Annotated in this window: 14 protein-coding genes; 6 read left to right on the plus strand and 8 right to left on the minus strand. The window is 42.2% G+C overall.

Annotated features, from left to right (window positions below; translation table 11 throughout):
• Positions 1-29: 29 nt before the first annotated feature.
• Positions 30-833, minus strand: a complete 804-nt coding sequence (locus tag HNW13_RS10565) for a hypothetical protein (RefSeq protein WP_101086058.1) — start codon at positions 831-833, stop codon at positions 30-32.
• A gap of 278 nt (positions 834-1,111) precedes the next feature.
• Between HNW13_RS10565 and yjjX the strand changes: the two genes are divergently transcribed.
• The 6 genes from yjjX to HNW13_RS10595 all read left to right on the plus strand — a co-directional run bounded on the left by yjjX (position 1,112) and on the right by HNW13_RS10595 (position 6,514).
• Positions 1,112-1,684 (plus strand): inosine/xanthosine triphosphatase, encoded by a 573-nt coding sequence (yjjX, locus tag HNW13_RS10570; protein WP_162024272.1) that lies wholly within the window; start codon positions 1,112-1,114, stop codon positions 1,682-1,684.
• On the plus strand, positions 1,677-2,198 hold the full coding sequence (locus HNW13_RS10575) for a GNAT family N-acetyltransferase (RefSeq protein WP_192115493.1): 522 nt from the start codon (positions 1,677-1,679) through the stop codon (positions 2,196-2,198). The genes yjjX and HNW13_RS10575 overlap by 8 nt, the downstream gene beginning before the upstream one ends.
• 143 nt (positions 2,199-2,341) lie before the next feature.
• Positions 2,342-3,382, plus strand: coding sequence for an NADP(H)-dependent aldo-keto reductase (locus tag HNW13_RS10580; RefSeq protein WP_192115492.1), 1,041 nt, complete (start codon positions 2,342-2,344; stop codon positions 3,380-3,382).
• Between the two features lie 112 nt (positions 3,383-3,494).
• Positions 3,495-4,799 (plus strand): cysteine desulfurase, encoded by a 1,305-nt coding sequence (locus HNW13_RS10585; protein ID WP_192115491.1) that lies wholly within the window; start codon positions 3,495-3,497, stop codon positions 4,797-4,799.
• 65 nt (positions 4,800-4,864) lie between these two features.
• A complete protein-coding gene (locus HNW13_RS10590) occupies positions 4,865-5,320 on the plus strand; it encodes a SufE family protein (RefSeq protein WP_192115490.1) in 456 nt (151 codons plus the stop codon).
• 27 nt (positions 5,321-5,347) lie between these two features.
• Positions 5,348-6,514: a membrane dipeptidase gene (locus tag HNW13_RS10595; protein WP_192115489.1), complete on the plus strand. Its 1,167-nt coding sequence runs from the start codon at positions 5,348-5,350 to the stop codon at positions 6,512-6,514.
• A gap of 109 nt (positions 6,515-6,623) precedes the next feature.
• Here the strand turns inward: HNW13_RS10595 and HNW13_RS10600 are convergent, their stop codons facing one another.
• The 7 genes from HNW13_RS10600 to cobA form a co-directional block, all read right to left on the minus strand.
• Positions 6,624-7,232 carry a hypothetical protein gene (locus HNW13_RS10600; protein ID WP_101086065.1) on the minus strand — a complete coding sequence of 203 codons (609 nt, stop codon included), beginning with the start codon at positions 7,230-7,232 and terminating at the stop codon, positions 6,624-6,626.
• On the minus strand, positions 7,229-8,152 hold the full coding sequence (locus HNW13_RS10605; protein ID WP_192115488.1) for a hypothetical protein: 924 nt from the start codon (positions 8,150-8,152) through the stop codon (positions 7,229-7,231). Before HNW13_RS10605 ends, HNW13_RS10600 begins: the two co-directional genes overlap by 4 nt.
• 282 nt (positions 8,153-8,434) lie before the next feature.
• Positions 8,435-9,058, minus strand: coding sequence for an adenylyl-sulfate kinase (cysC, locus tag HNW13_RS10610; RefSeq protein ID WP_101086067.1), 624 nt, complete (start codon positions 9,056-9,058; stop codon positions 8,435-8,437).
• Between the two features lie 45 nt (positions 9,059-9,103).
• Positions 9,104-10,828, minus strand: coding sequence for an SLC13 family permease (locus HNW13_RS10615; protein WP_182744240.1), 1,725 nt, complete (start codon positions 10,826-10,828; stop codon positions 9,104-9,106).
• A 3-nt stretch (positions 10,829-10,831) separates the two neighbouring features.
• Positions 10,832-12,292 (minus strand): sulfate adenylyltransferase subunit CysN, encoded by a 1,461-nt coding sequence (gene cysN / locus HNW13_RS10620; RefSeq protein ID WP_192115487.1) that lies wholly within the window; start codon positions 12,290-12,292, stop codon positions 10,832-10,834.
• 60 nt (positions 12,293-12,352) lie between these two features.
• Entirely contained in the window at positions 12,353-13,261 is a 909-nt protein-coding gene (gene cysD, locus HNW13_RS10625; protein WP_101086070.1) for a sulfate adenylyltransferase subunit CysD, read from the minus strand.
• A 53-nt stretch (positions 13,262-13,314) separates the two neighbouring features.
• Entirely contained in the window at positions 13,315-14,133 is an 819-nt protein-coding gene (cobA, locus tag HNW13_RS10630; protein ID WP_192115486.1) for a uroporphyrinogen-III C-methyltransferase, read from the minus strand.
• Positions 14,134-14,182 lie beyond the last annotated feature (49 nt).

Here is a 14,182-nt window from a genome sequence, read left to right on the forward strand (position 1 = left end):
GATTTACCTGAGCTTAATGTGGCAGAGCATCAGTCTAGGGTTAGTGGGCCATCGATATTTTGATAATCGACACTTCCAGAACCCGAATTAACAATGGTCAAACCTTTGGTGTTAGCCACATCAATGCCACCGGAACCATCATTTATCTTAACTAATCCGGAGACTTGATTAACCTTGATTGAACCCGAACCATCTTCAATACTCACATCACCAATAACATGGTTAATGCGAATAGATCCCGAGCCATCTTGCAACTCAATCGCGCCTTTCGCCTCGGAAATATTAATAGAGCCTGAGCCATCAACTAAAACCAATTTGCCAATGTGGTTCATCACAATACTGCCAGAACCATCTATTAACTCAATATCCGCACTAACATCATCTATTTGGATGGGCCCGGAACCGTCTTTAATATTCAATGCGAGCACTGTTGGCACTTCTACCAATAAATCAATATAAGGCGACTCACCGAAATATTGGTCACTGTGTATTTCTGATAATAAATAGCCCTTATCACCTTTTCGGGTCAAGCTGAGCTTAATTTCGATGTCATCTTGATCCAATGACTGGGTGTAGATATCAGCATGTACGGTGACTTCTTTTAGGCCTTCAACGCCGACAATCGTTAACTTGCCGGCGCCAGTATTAGCGACTAACTCAGTTAACGACCCTGCGTCAAGATTCAATTGCTGCTGTACTAAGTTAAGATTTGTATGGTTTTGCTCTGATGATGACGAAAATACTGACTCTGCTTCACTTTGCGAAGCACCAAATAGGGTGGCGCCCAGAATAAGCCCGACTGTGACACTAATGGTTGCGATACGAATAGACATAAGATTAATTCCCTTTATGAGGATAACAATAAGCTTAGGCCGCCAAACAAATGCTCTTAATATGAGTAAACTGTGGTTAGTGCGCGTTAGCGGCAATTAACAGTCAGTTAGCAGGTTTCATACCAACTAAACAAAATTAATATTTACAACAAGTTACAATTGACGGTAATAAAAGTAACTTCGTCATCAAACCCAAAATGGTTAAAATCCCATACAATGTGGTTAACTTCACCACTGTGATCATCATGGTTAACTCAAACAAAAAAGAACATAACCCTATGCCGACTTCTCCTGCGATACCACAAACGCTAACTATCATTGTTGGTTCAACCAACCCAGTTAAAATCAATGCAGCAAAACAAGCTATTGGACAATATTTCCCTGATGTTCATATTGATTGCACTGGCATGCATGCGCCATCACTGGTCGCAGACCAACCAATGACCGAAGCAGAAACTAAATTGGGTGCCATCAACCGTGCTCAATTTTGCCAAGCCAATGCAAAAATAGTCGATCAACATGCTGACTTTTATGTGGCAATGGAAGGCGGAGTAGATCAGTTTGATCAAAGCCCTGCCACCTTTGCTTACATGGCCATTATCCATAACGACACATTATCTGTTGGTCGAAGCGCTAATTTGCCGTTGCCACTATCAATTTTTAACGCTTTACAAGCAGGTGAAGAACTTGGCAAAGTAATGGACCGAGTATTTAACACTCATAATATTAAACAAAAAGGTGGCGCGATTGGCTTGCTAACTCGAGGTTTAGCCACCCGCGAAAGCATTTATACCCAAGCATTAGTGCTGGCAATGGCTCCCTTTATCAATGCGGAATTATTTAATGACTGAAAATCAGCAAGCAAATACAACCAAGGACGACTTGCAAGCGCCCTTGATTAGAATGTTACAACCCCATGACGATGCTGCATTGGCCGCGGTGATCCGTGAAGTGTCTGCAGAATATGGTTTAACCCCAGATAAAGGTTTTAGCGTGGCCGATAAAACCCTCGACTGTTTAAGTGAGGTGTATCAAGCTGAAGGTTCACAATACTGGGTGATTGAATATCAAGGCAAAGTGGTTGGCGGCGCAGGTATTGCGCCATTAGCAAAAAATGGCGGCGTATGTGAATTACAAAAAATGTACTTTTCTCGCGCTATACGTGGTCAAGGTATGGCAAAGCCATTAACCCGTCAGTGTATTGAGTTCGCCAAACAACAAGGCTATCAATCGATGTATTTAGAAACCACGGCAGTGCTAGTTGAAGCACTAGCACTCTATGAAAAACTGGGCTTTAGCCACTGTCAGCATTTAGGCGAAACCGGCCATGATGCCTGTGAAATTGCGATGATAATGAGCTTATAACGTATAAAACACTCCATTATTATCAGATATCAGCGGTATTAGATTGTTTTTTAAACAGTTTTACTACGACTTTATTATAGCGCTTTGCAATCACCCAAAAGCTTGGTAGCCTCAGATTAAGCACATTCCATAGGAGGATGATCATGGAATATCAACGTATCGCGCATTCTAACCTTGAGGTGAGTAAAATCTGCCTCGGCACCATGACTTGGGGAGAACAAAATACTCAAGCAGAAGCTTTTGCTCAACTCGATTATGCTATTGGTCAAGGCATTAACTTTATCGATACCGCTGAAATGTACCCTGTACCACCTAAAGCCGAAACCCAGGGCGAAACCGAACGCATTATTGGTAACTACCTTAAAGCACAAGGTAATCGCGACAATTTAGTGATTGCCACTAAAGTTGCTGCGCCTGGTGGTAAAGGTGATTACATCCGTAAAGATATGGCTCTTGACTGGCGCAACATTCATCAAGCCGTTGATGACTCATTAGCACGCTTACAAATCGACACTATCGATTTGTATCAAGTGCATTGGCCGGATAGAAATACTAATTTCTTCGGCGAAATGATGTATGAACACGACGACGAAGAGCACTACACCCCTATTTTGGACACGCTTGAAGCCTTAGCGGAAATCATTAAGCAAGGTAAAGTGCGTTATATCGGCATTTCTAATGAAACCCCTTGGGGCTTTATGAAATACCTAAAATTAGCCGAAAAGCACGATTTGCCACGTATTATCAGTGTGCAAAATCCTTACAACTTGCTTAATCGCAGCTACGAAATCGCCATGTCTGAAATCAGTTATCGTGAAGATGTGCCGTTATTAGCTTATTCGCCGTTAGCCTTTGGTGCCTTAACCGGTAAATACGAAAATAATCAGTGGCCAGAAGGCGCACGCTTAACGGTATTTAAACGCTTTGCCCGCTACAACAGTACCCCAATGGCACTGCAAGCGACGCAAGCTTATATCGATTTGGCCCGCGAGTTTAGTTTGTCACCCACCGAAATGGCCTTAGCCTTTGTCAATAGCCGCAAATTTGTTGCCGCTAACATTATAGGCGCCACTAACTTGCATCAGCTAAAGCAAAATATCGACAGCCACAAGGTCAGCTTATCTGACGAACTGATGATAAGAATTAACGAACTATCAGCGCTATATCGTTTCCCTTGTCCGTAGGAAAACAATAACCGCCAGACAAATTGAGCTTATCGCCACAAAACCTTGCAATGGGCATCAAGATCACTGAAGATCTTGATGCCTTTTCTTTTCAATACAGAAACCCTTATTTATGAAGCCTGCATCGTCATCATCGTCTGCCGTTTTATTTGATCATCAAGCATTGCGCGATCAATTCCCGGCACTTAAACAGACCATTGGCGATCATCCTTTGTGCTACTTAGACTCCGCAGCCACTAGCCAAAAACCGCAAGCGGTGATTGATGCGATGACCGAGTACTACCAACTCAACAACGCCAATGTGCACCGTGCGGCGCATCAATTGTCTGCGCGGGCAACTCAGCAATATGAAGCGGTTCGGCAACAAGTTGCTGAATTTATTCATGCCCCGCGTCAAGACGAAATCATTTTTACCCATGGCACCACAGAGTCGATCAATATGGTGGCCTACGGACTGACTTCGCAGATTAAAGCGAATGATGTGATATTAATCGATACCGCAGCCCACCACGCCAATATTGTTCCTTGGCAGGAACTGGCAAAGCGCACTGGCGCTGTGATCAAACCGATTCCGCTGACAATAGATGCGCAACTGGATATAGCCGCTTTTGATCAACTATTAAAGCTTAAGCCTAAACTAGTTGCCCTATGCCATGTGTCAAATGCACTAGGCACATTAAACCCAGTCAATGAGCTAGTCGCAAAAGCCAAAGCCGTGGGCGCGTTAACCTTAGTTGATGGCGCTCAGGCCATTGCCCATTTACCTGTTGATGTACAACAAATTGATTGTGACTTTTATGCGTTTTCAGGCCATAAAATGTATGGGCCAACGGGCGTGGGAATTTTATATGGTCGATATACTGAGCTCGATAAATTAACCCCAATGCTCACTGGCGGCGAGATGATCAAAACCGTGAGTTTTGAGCATACTGAGTTTGGTGCGCTACCAAATCGTCTTGAAGCTGGCACGCCCGCTATCGCAGAAGTCATTGGCCTAGGGGCTTCCATTGGTTTTTTACAACAATTGCCTCGCGAGCAAATACTCGCACATGAACAACAATTGCTGCACTACTTACAGCAACAACTGCAACAACTTGGCGCTATTGAGTTGTATGGTATTGCCAATAATAGTCACTCTGGTGATAGCCGATCTGATGATAAGCACTGCGCTGATGGTCAACGCCATAATATTGGTGCGGTGGCGTTTAATCTACAAGGTGAACATCACCAAGATGTAGGGATTTTACTCGACCAACAAGCTGTGGCTGTTCGCTGTGGTCATCATTGCGCTATGCCATTGATGGCCAGCCTTAATTTAAGTGGCTGTTGCCGTGCTTCTATTGGCATCTATACTAATAAGCAAGATGTTGATCAATTTATTCATGCACTTAATACTGTAAAAGAGTTATTGTTATAGTATTAAGATACAACACGCAGCTCCTGATGTATCTTTTCTCTACAACCGAGGTTATTTGAATTACCATGTTAAGTCCAAGCACCACACCTTCACCGCAGTTATTTTCGTCTTTATCGGATGAATTAGTTGAAGCCGTTAACCTCATTGAGCAAGCCAATAACTGGCAAGATAAATACCGTCAGATAATGTTATTGGGAAAATTATTACCACCACTCGCGCCGGAATTTAAACAGGCAGACGCACAAGTTAAAGGCTGTGAAAGCCAAGCATGGCTGTACCATTACACGCTAAATGGCCAGCATTTTTATCTGGCCGATAGTGACGCCCGTATTGTAAAAGGCTTAATTGGATTGTTACTGGTCGCCTGCCAAGGTAAAACCACCGGGCAAATACAGCAATTTGATGTAAAACAGTATTTTGATCGTCTCGGATTAAGCGGCCAATTAAGTCCATCTCGTACCAATGGTTTAACTGCGTTAGCGCAAGCCATCGTTGCCTATACACAAGATGTTGGTACCTGAAACACCTGCCAACCCTAAGGAATAATAATGACCCAAAAAGTCTGTAACCAAGCTCGCCGTCATATCTTAAAAGGCCTTGGAGCAGCCACATTATTAAGCCCTTTAAGCTCATTTCCTGCATGGGCAGCTAAACCACGTCGTTTATACATTGATGGTTTATCATTTTTACCGACCGACATCAATGACGTTAAAGCCTCAAAACTCGACGCTTTTATCGCCGATATCTCGGCGATTGAAACCATTGAACAAGCTGATGGCACTAAAAATTACAAACGCACTTATGAAGCCTGCATCAACAGTATTACCCAAGCGGCTAATTCAGTAAAAGCCAATCCAGACGTGTATCTGCAAGGGCTTACAGGAACTGACATTAGTAAAGCTAAAACGCAGCAACAAACCGCGGTGTTTTTTCAAATTCAAGGCGCTGATTGTGTTGAAAATGACGGTTTAAGTAATGAATGGCAACAACTAGATAATTTGCATCAACAGGGTTTACGGGTAATGCAGCTGACACACCATTATGGTAATCGTTATGCCGGTGGTGCATTCGATAATAATGGCTTAAATAGTTTAAATACCCCATTAACCGCCGCTGGGCGAGAGCTCATAACAGAGCTTAATCGGAAAAACATTCTTATCGATGTGAGTCACTCAAGCGCCCAAACGGCCCTTGATGCAGTAAAAGCCAGCCAGTCTCCGGTAGTGCTAAGTCATGGTGCTGCGCGCGCTATTGTCAACAATGCCCGTTGTTCACCCGATGAAGTTATCCGTGCCATTGGCGATAACGGCGGAGTATTGGGGGTGTTCATGATGAGTTTTTGGCTCACCAACAAGCCAATTCCAACGATAGAAGACTACATAAAGCAACTTGCTTATATTTCTAAAGTGGGCGGCTTTGATTGCGTAGCCATCGCCAATGATTTCCCACTTCGTGGTCAAGAAAACCTGTTAGCGTTAGATAACAATAATAGCGAAGGGATAAAAGAATATCTCCAATGGTGGCACACCTTAGAAGACAAAAATGTATTAGGTTTTGACGTTGAACCCAAGCATGTAGTGATCCCAGAATTCAACAGTATCGACCGCATGAGCCGCATCGACGATGCCTTGAAAAAAGCCCGTTTCAAATCTACCGATCGCGATCGTTTTATGGGTGAAAACTGGCAAAGAGTGCTTAAACAAGTGTTAGTGTAAATCTAATATTAAGTTACTTAAAAGCTGAACATTAAGCTCGGCTTTTAAGTGATTGATTTTAAATATGATAATCACTACATCAAATTTAGATTACCATTTATATACAGCACTAAAGCAGATCATTCTGATATTTATAAAAAATACTATTTTCAACAATATTTTTTATCTCTGCATTTAACTCTTTATCTGTTGGTTTACGATTTAATGCATCTTGCTGGTCAAAATAGTTAAATAATTCAATCCGAGTGTTTGAAGCTCTCTTCTGGCAAAAACGCTCCGACTCTACCCAAATAGTTGGACTGCCTCGAGCTGGAGAATCATACCAGTAACAATGAGTATAACCATTTATTCTGAGGTGTGAATCAAGCCAAAAACCATAAACACTACAAGTCAAAATCCAAGCAACTAATCCAAATCCGGCTGCTTTAACAAGCCAAATTTGCGTTTGAATTGTCAGTTTATTCACCAATCTCAGATACAGTAAATAACAAGATAAGATAAGAAATGGCACCACCCAAAAAGCGCCAATAGCAAAGCTTCTATGCCCGATATAAATAGCCTTTTCATGAACCTGTTTTAATATACCGTATTCTTCTATGAATCCTAAAAAAGTGCCATAAATACCCAGGAAACATAAAAAAATTAAGAATATGGCTAAGAATTTATACCTCTTTTTATCACTATATTCATCGTGAATAATATCTGAATTCTCACTCATTTTAGGCTTCCATGAAAATAAGGAATATTAAATAATTTATGTAAAAAGCGTATTGGGTCATTGTCATAATCATCGATTAAACGATTAGTCTCAGCGCTAAACTTATCCCCATTATTAATAAGATTTTTTTCAGCCAATAACAATGATTGACTTATTTTATCTGACCAATAATTAGTATCAATAAATAGATTAGTCACGAAAGCAAGAACTGCACCGACAACTACAATTACTACCATCGAACCAATTGTTAGCGTAGTAGCTAAACCAAATCCAACTACAAATGACCACGTAATCAATGAACTAGCAGAGACAACTGCAATATCAACGGCCATTCCGCCAACAAAATGATGCCAAGTTTTGGTATCATTCATCATTTGCTCTAAAGAGTAAAATGCACCAGAAATCAGTATGGTAAGAATACTCCCCTGAGTGATAGATTTTAAAGCACCCAATTTACCAATCCCCAATGAAATAACTTTGGGATTATTAGCTAAATAACGACTACCGGTTAAATCTCTCCTCAAACGAGCATACCCTTGAAAAACAACGTAAGGTTGACCTGAATAGGTCACAGTCTTAAAAGCACTAAAGGCACTCCCACCTCGTTTCATCTCAATAGCCAGTGCACTCAGGGCTACCATATCTGTCATCAAGGGGATCAATCCACTGCCAGTTTTTATTTTAGCATTATGTTTATCCCAAAATTGCTTCCCAATAGGCGAGGACTGTGAAATAACTATACCCAGATTTTCAACAGCATCAGCCCTAGTCATACCTTGTTTTTGTTTATGACTAATATAAAGCTCGATAAACTCAGCCGAGTTCATTTGTACCAATTGGTATTCATTTTCAGAAAGTGCTTTAGCAAGCTTTTTCTTTCTTTGATAATCATTGATCGCACGATTGGCATAAGCAGACATGTAATATCCTTATTATAATTAACTCCTTTAGAACGATATTGTATCTTAGATTAGGTAAAGTTTAATCTACCCCAAATAGCTAGTTAAACTAAACAATATACCTCATATAATGTGCTGAGAATTGTCTCTAAATGAAAGTCTATCACTCAGTAACTTCATAACGGTTATAGTTGCGATGACATAAAACTAAAAGGGCTGATGTTATATAACACATCAGCCCTTTTATTCTTCTCGATTTAGATATCGATTTGGTTATCAATTTAATTGTCGATTTAGTGCCGTTTAAATCCCTGCACCAGCAATTTCTCTTGGCGGATTAAGCACATCAATCGCTTTTAAGTAAGCTAATAAACCATGTACCTGAGTATCAAGATCGCCTTTGCTGGTATCAATGGTTAACTCTGCTGATTCTGGCACTTCGTAAGGTGATGAAATACCGGTAAAGTTAGTAATCTCTCCCTTGCGGGCTTTAGCGTACAAGCCTTTCGGGTCTCGCGATTCACACACACTCAATGGTGTAGACACATGGACTTCAACAAACTGACCTTGTGGGAATAATGCCCGGACGCGATCACGTTCTTCACGGGTTGGCGAGATAAATGCCGACAGCACCACTAAGCCAGAATCAACCATTAACTTAGCCACTTCGCCAACACGACGTAAGTTCTCATCGCGATCGTCAAGGCTAAAGCCTAAGTCTTTACATAGACCATGTCGAACGTTATCACCATCAAGTAAATAGGTATGAAAACCATGCTCAAATAACGCCCGTTCTAATGCACCGGCAAGGGTTGATTTACCCGAGCCTGATAATCCCGTAAACCATAACAATACTGGGTTTTGGCCTTTTTGGGCGCCACGGGCAGCTTGGTCAATGGCATGTTGATGCCAAACAATATTACTCATCACTACTCCTATCGAATGGTTATTACACCACACTAAAATTCTTTGTTAAAACGGGAAGAAATACGGGATCGAAAAAATAACCACTAATGAATATACGATGGATAACGGTAAACCTAAGCGGACAAAATCGCTTAATTTATAGTTACCGGCATTAAATACCATGAGATTAGTTTGATAGCCGTAAGGCGAAATAAAACTCGCGCTTGCGCCAAATACCACCGCCATAATAAACGGCCGAGGATCGACGCCAAAACTGGTCGCGACCGCATAAGCGACCGGGAAGGCAAGTGCTGCAGCGGCGTTGTTGGTTATCAGCTCAGTGACAATTAACGTAATCAGGTAAATCCCAACAAAGGCGGCAAACACACCATAACCATTAAACACACTCAATAAAGTTTGCGCCATGACGTCTGCTAAGCCGGTTGCGACCATTAAATTAGCTAAGCCTAAGGCACTGCCTACAATCACCACCAGTTCTAGCGGGAAGCGACGTTTAAGCTCACTTAAGGTTATCGCGCCAATCGCCACGTAGCTGAGTAATAATAAAACTAAGCCTTTGGCTAATGGTAATAGCTCAAAAATGCTCGCCAAAATGGTTAGTGCAAACCCAACAAGTACCCAGTTACCGCGTTTTTCATCTAAACGCACGCTTAAGTCTAAGCCGCTAACGGCAGCAAAGTCGCTGGTTAAATTAGGGCACTTAGAAAAACGATCGCCTGGCGTGAGCAGTAACACATCACCGGGTTGTAAAACCACATCGCCGAGTCCACCTTTTAACGGTATATGACCACGACGAATAGCCATCACGGCTGCATCAAAGACTTCACGAAAGCGCGAATCTTTTAAGGTTGTGCCAACCAAACTTGATGATGGCGCTAATACCGCTTCAACCAAATTTTGGCCTTTAGCATGCTGCTTACCAAACCACTCTAAACCATCAAACTGATGTAATAACTCAACCGACTCAACCGCGCCACTAAAACGCAAAACGTCATCGGCTTGCAGCACCATTTGTGGTGGCACAGGGCAAATACGTATACCGCTGCGTTCTAATTCAACTAAGTAGAGTTTTTTAAGTGCGCGCAAACGGTTATCAATAACACTTTTACCCACTAAAGTAGAGGTTTTAGCAACATGAGCTTCCAATAGATAAGGCAATGCTTCATCTTCGGACTCTTCACGTCTATCGGGTAAAAAATTAGCCATAATGGTCAACACCACTAGACCACTTATGACAACTAATGCGCCAACTTGTGAAAACTCAAAAAACCCCAGAGGTTCAAGGCCAGCATTTTCAACAAATGAGTTAACAATCAAATTGGTAGAAGTACCAATGAGCGTAAGCGTGCCACCGAGGATTGCAGCATAGTTTAATGGCAGTAATAACTTAGAAGGAGCATGCGCTTGATTACGGCGCACAACACCAATTAACGAAGCCACAACAGCTGTGTTATTGGTAAACGACGACAACAGTGCCGTTGATATACCTAATTTAGCCAGGGTAGAAAATAACGAGCCTTTCCCTATCACTTGGCTTAATTTGCCCAGTAATGAGGTTTTCTCGAGTGCTGTGGCAGCCAGCACCAACAGCACTAAAGTAATTAGTCCGTTATTAGTAAAGCTGCCAAGCGCTACATTTAAGTCAACTAGTCCGAGGATATAACAAAGTAATGAAGCGAAAAAAAACATGGCGGCCGGTTTTGCAAGCCCAGCAAGAAGCCCACCGACCAGTGCTAACAAGATAATCGCTAACAACCATATTTCGCTCATTATTTATTTTCCAAGTACGCTAATATCACGAGCATTCCAATGCGGAAAATGCTTACGCACTAACGTATTAAACTCGACTTCAAATGCACTAAACTCAGTGTTGGTTTGCTTATCGCCTTGATGTCCACTGACAACCATAGCCGCTGCTACGGTAGCATTAGATAATCTGTCGATTAAAATCATGCCGCCAGTATCACGCACCAAGCTGTAAGCGTCTAACACAATCGATTCAGTTAAATCTAACTTAACTCGGGCAATGGTATTTAAACTTAATGAGCTTGCTGCACTGCGCTCAAGCGTGTTCACGTCAGTAATGTATTCAATTTCGCTCACGACGGCTTGAGTTTTCTTACCCGCGACTTTCACATCATATAATTGACCGATCTGTAATGGCTTTTCATCCATCCACACCATATCGGCAACAATATGGTTAGCAACTTCTGGTGCAGTTATAGGGTGAGCCAATAAATCACCACGTGAAATATCAATCTCATCTTCAAGGGTAATCGTAATAGCTTGGCCTGCTACAGCTTCTTGCAAATCACCATCAAATGTCACAATACGCTCGATTTTACTGCGTTTGCCTGATGGCAATGCAACTAATTCATCGCCCACTTTAATGATACCTGACGCTAATGTGCCAGAAAAACCACGAAAATCTAAGTTAGGACGTAATACGTATTGCACTGGGAAACGAACGGGTAGATCGCTCAGTTCGCGCTGGGTATCGATCGTTTCAAGTAACTCAAGTAATGTGCCACCTTGATACCAATCACACTGCGTACTGCGGTTAACCACGTTGTCGCCATTTAAAGCAGATAACGGTACATAGTGAATATCTAAATCACCGCCATTTTCTGTATCACAAGCACCTTTAACAAATTCAGTGAAGTCAGCTTGAATTTTTTCAAACACAGCTTGATCAAAACCAACCAAATCCATTTTATTCACAGCAACAACAAAGTGACGTAAACCTAGTAACGATGCGATAAAGGCATGGCGTTTAGTTTGGGTTTGGACACCATAACGTGCATCAACCAAAATAACAGCTAAGTCACAGGTAGATGCGCCCGTTGCCATGTTACGAGTATATTGTTCATGACCTGGAGTATCAGCAATGATGAACTTACGTTTTTCACTGGAGAAATAACGATAAGCCACGTCGATAGTAATACCTTGCTCACGTTCAGCTTGTAAACCATCGACCAATAACGCGAGATCAATGGCTTCACCAGTAGTGCCCATCTTCGCGCTGTCACTTTTTAGACTCGCTAACTGATCTTCATAAATTTGCGCACTGTCATGCAGTAAACGACCAATTAAGGTACTTTTACCATCATCAACACTGCCACAAGTTAAAAAACGCAGTAAGCCTTTGTTTTGTTGTAAGGCTAAATATTCTTTTACACCGTGCAGCTGGATCTCTGCTGCCATACGGTCGGTATTGATTTTTGCTTGGTCCATAATCTTTCTCACTCAAATTCATTCGCATGCTGGGTTGATAAAACAACCATGTTCAATTGTTTAGAAATAGCCTTGACGCTTTTTCTGCTCCATTGACGCACTTTGGTCAGAATCAATTAAGCGACCTTGACGTTCACTTGAACGAGTTAATAGCATCTCTTCAATAATTTTTTCTAAGGTGTCAGCTTCTGAAGGCATCGCCGCAGTTAGCGGATAACAACCTAAGGTTCTGAAACGAACCCGTTCAACCGATTCAACATCACCTTCTTCAATAGGCATACGGTCATCATCTTTCATGATGAGCTGACCACCTTTGTTTACTACGGTGCGTTGTGCAGCAAAATATAACGGCACAATCTCAATACTTTCTTGATAGATGTACTGCCAAATATCGAGCTCAGTCCAGTTAGATAAAGGGAACACTCGAATGCTCTCGCCTTTATTGACCGCGCCATTATAAGTGCGCCATAACTCTGGACGTTGGTTTTTAGGATCCCAACGGTGGTGTTTATCACGGAACGAATATACCCGTTCTTTGGCACGAGACTTTTCTTCGTCACGTCGCGCGCCACCAAAAGCAGCATCAAAACCATATTGATTTAAGGCTTGCTTTAAACTTTGGGTTTTCATAATGTCAGTGTGCTTGGCACTGCCATGAGTGAATGGGCCAACACCTTGTTCAACACCTTCCTGATTGGTATGAGTCAGTAACTCAAAACCAAACGCTTTAGCTTGCGCATCACGAAAGGCTATCATCTCTTTAAATTTCCAACCCGTATCGACATGTAATAACGGAAATGGAATTTTACCCGGGTAAAAAGCTTTGCGCGCTAGATGCAGCATCACCGATGAGTCTTTACCTATCGAATACATCATGACAGGATTACCAAACTCAGCTGCTACTTCACGGATAATCTGGATGCTTTCGGCTTCCAGTTGTTGTAAATGGCTTAACGAACGGCCTGCCATGATGATTCTCCATTACCTAATATTGCTGCAGAGCAGCGGGTTAAATTATTCGACTACAGCGCTTTCGCGACTGTGTCTAAATCTGTTTTTTGTTGCGCAGTGACGGGATCAAACCAATTTAAGCTGTCAGCTAATTCAACAACCTCACCAATAATCATCAGCGCAGGCATCTGTAAAGCAGGATCTGCGGCTAATTGAGCCAGCTCACCTAACTTACCAATAAACCGCTGTTGTGATGAGGTAGTCGCGTTAGACACAATCGCCACTGGCGTATCAGCACTTCGGCCGGCGTTGATTAAACCATCACTAATAATATTGGCATTTAATATGCCCATATACACCACTAAAGTATTGTTGGAATTAGCATAACCCTGCCAATCCATAGGGCGACTCGCTAACTGGCAATGACCAGTAATAAACGTGACACCTTGAGCATAATCACGATGCGTTAACGGAATACCTGCATAAGCGGAAGTGCCACTGGCAGCGGTAATTCCAGGCACTACTTCAAAAGCAATACCGGCTGCAACTAAGGTTTGTAACTCTTCACCACCACGGCCAAAAATAAACGGATCGCCGCCTTTTAAACGCACCACATTTTTACGGGTAAATGCTTTAGTCACTAATAGCTGATTAATTTCATCTTGAGCAGCGCTGTGTTTACCTGCGCGCTTACCCACAGCAATTTTTTCAGCGTTGCTGGGGATCAAATCTAAAATATCTTGGCTGACTAATGCGTCATATAACACCGCATCAGCATGCTTAAGAATGCGATAGGCTTTTAGTGTTAGCAGCTCAACGTCGCCTGGACCGGCGCCGACTAACCACACTTTGCCTTTGGCTTTTTGCCCTGGCATAGAGACTAACTCCATCACATTTACCTCAAGATATTTGACCATGTTCAAATATAGCGTTTTCTAT

It is taken from the genome of Shewanella sp. BF02_Schw, from assembly GCF_014596695.2.
Lineage (GTDB): Bacteria > Pseudomonadota > Gammaproteobacteria > Enterobacterales > Shewanellaceae > Shewanella.

What these genes read in the sequence shown, in the direction of transcription:
- HNW13_RS10565 (WP_101086058.1), bottom strand. Translation starts at nt 833, where the DNA reads ATGTCTATTCGTATCGCAACCATTAGTGTCACAGTCGGGCTTATTCTG.
- yjjX (WP_162024272.1), top strand. Translation starts at nt 1,112, where the DNA reads ATGCCGACTTCTCCTGCGATACCACAAACGCTAACTATCATTGTTGGT.
- HNW13_RS10575 (WP_192115493.1), top strand. Translation starts at nt 1,677, where the DNA reads ATGACTGAAAATCAGCAAGCAAATACAACCAAGGACGACTTGCAAGCG.
- HNW13_RS10580 (WP_192115492.1), top strand. Translation starts at nt 2,342, where the DNA reads ATGGAATATCAACGTATCGCGCATTCTAACCTTGAGGTGAGTAAAATC.
- HNW13_RS10585 (WP_192115491.1), top strand. Translation starts at nt 3,495, where the DNA reads ATGAAGCCTGCATCGTCATCATCGTCTGCCGTTTTATTTGATCATCAA.
- HNW13_RS10590 (WP_192115490.1), top strand. Translation starts at nt 4,865, where the DNA reads ATGTTAAGTCCAAGCACCACACCTTCACCGCAGTTATTTTCGTCTTTA.
- HNW13_RS10595 (WP_192115489.1), top strand. Translation starts at nt 5,348, where the DNA reads ATGACCCAAAAAGTCTGTAACCAAGCTCGCCGTCATATCTTAAAAGGC.
- HNW13_RS10600 (WP_101086065.1), bottom strand. Translation starts at nt 7,232, where the DNA reads ATGAGTGAGAATTCAGATATTATTCACGATGAATATAGTGATAAAAAG.
- HNW13_RS10605 (WP_192115488.1), bottom strand. Translation starts at nt 8,152, where the DNA reads ATGTCTGCTTATGCCAATCGTGCGATCAATGATTATCAAAGAAAGAAA.
- cysC (WP_101086067.1), bottom strand. Translation starts at nt 9,058, where the DNA reads ATGAGTAATATTGTTTGGCATCAACATGCCATTGACCAAGCTGCCCGT.
- HNW13_RS10615 (WP_182744240.1), bottom strand. Translation starts at nt 10,828, where the DNA reads ATGAGCGAAATATGGTTGTTAGCGATTATCTTGTTAGCACTGGTCGGT.
- cysN (WP_192115487.1), bottom strand. Translation starts at nt 12,292, where the DNA reads ATGGACCAAGCAAAAATCAATACCGACCGTATGGCAGCAGAGATCCAG.
- cysD (WP_101086070.1), bottom strand. Translation starts at nt 13,261, where the DNA reads ATGGCAGGCCGTTCGTTAAGCCATTTACAACAACTGGAAGCCGAAAGC.
- cobA (WP_192115486.1), bottom strand. Translation starts at nt 14,133, where the DNA reads ATGGAGTTAGTCTCTATGCCAGGGCAAAAAGCCAAAGGCAAAGTGTGG.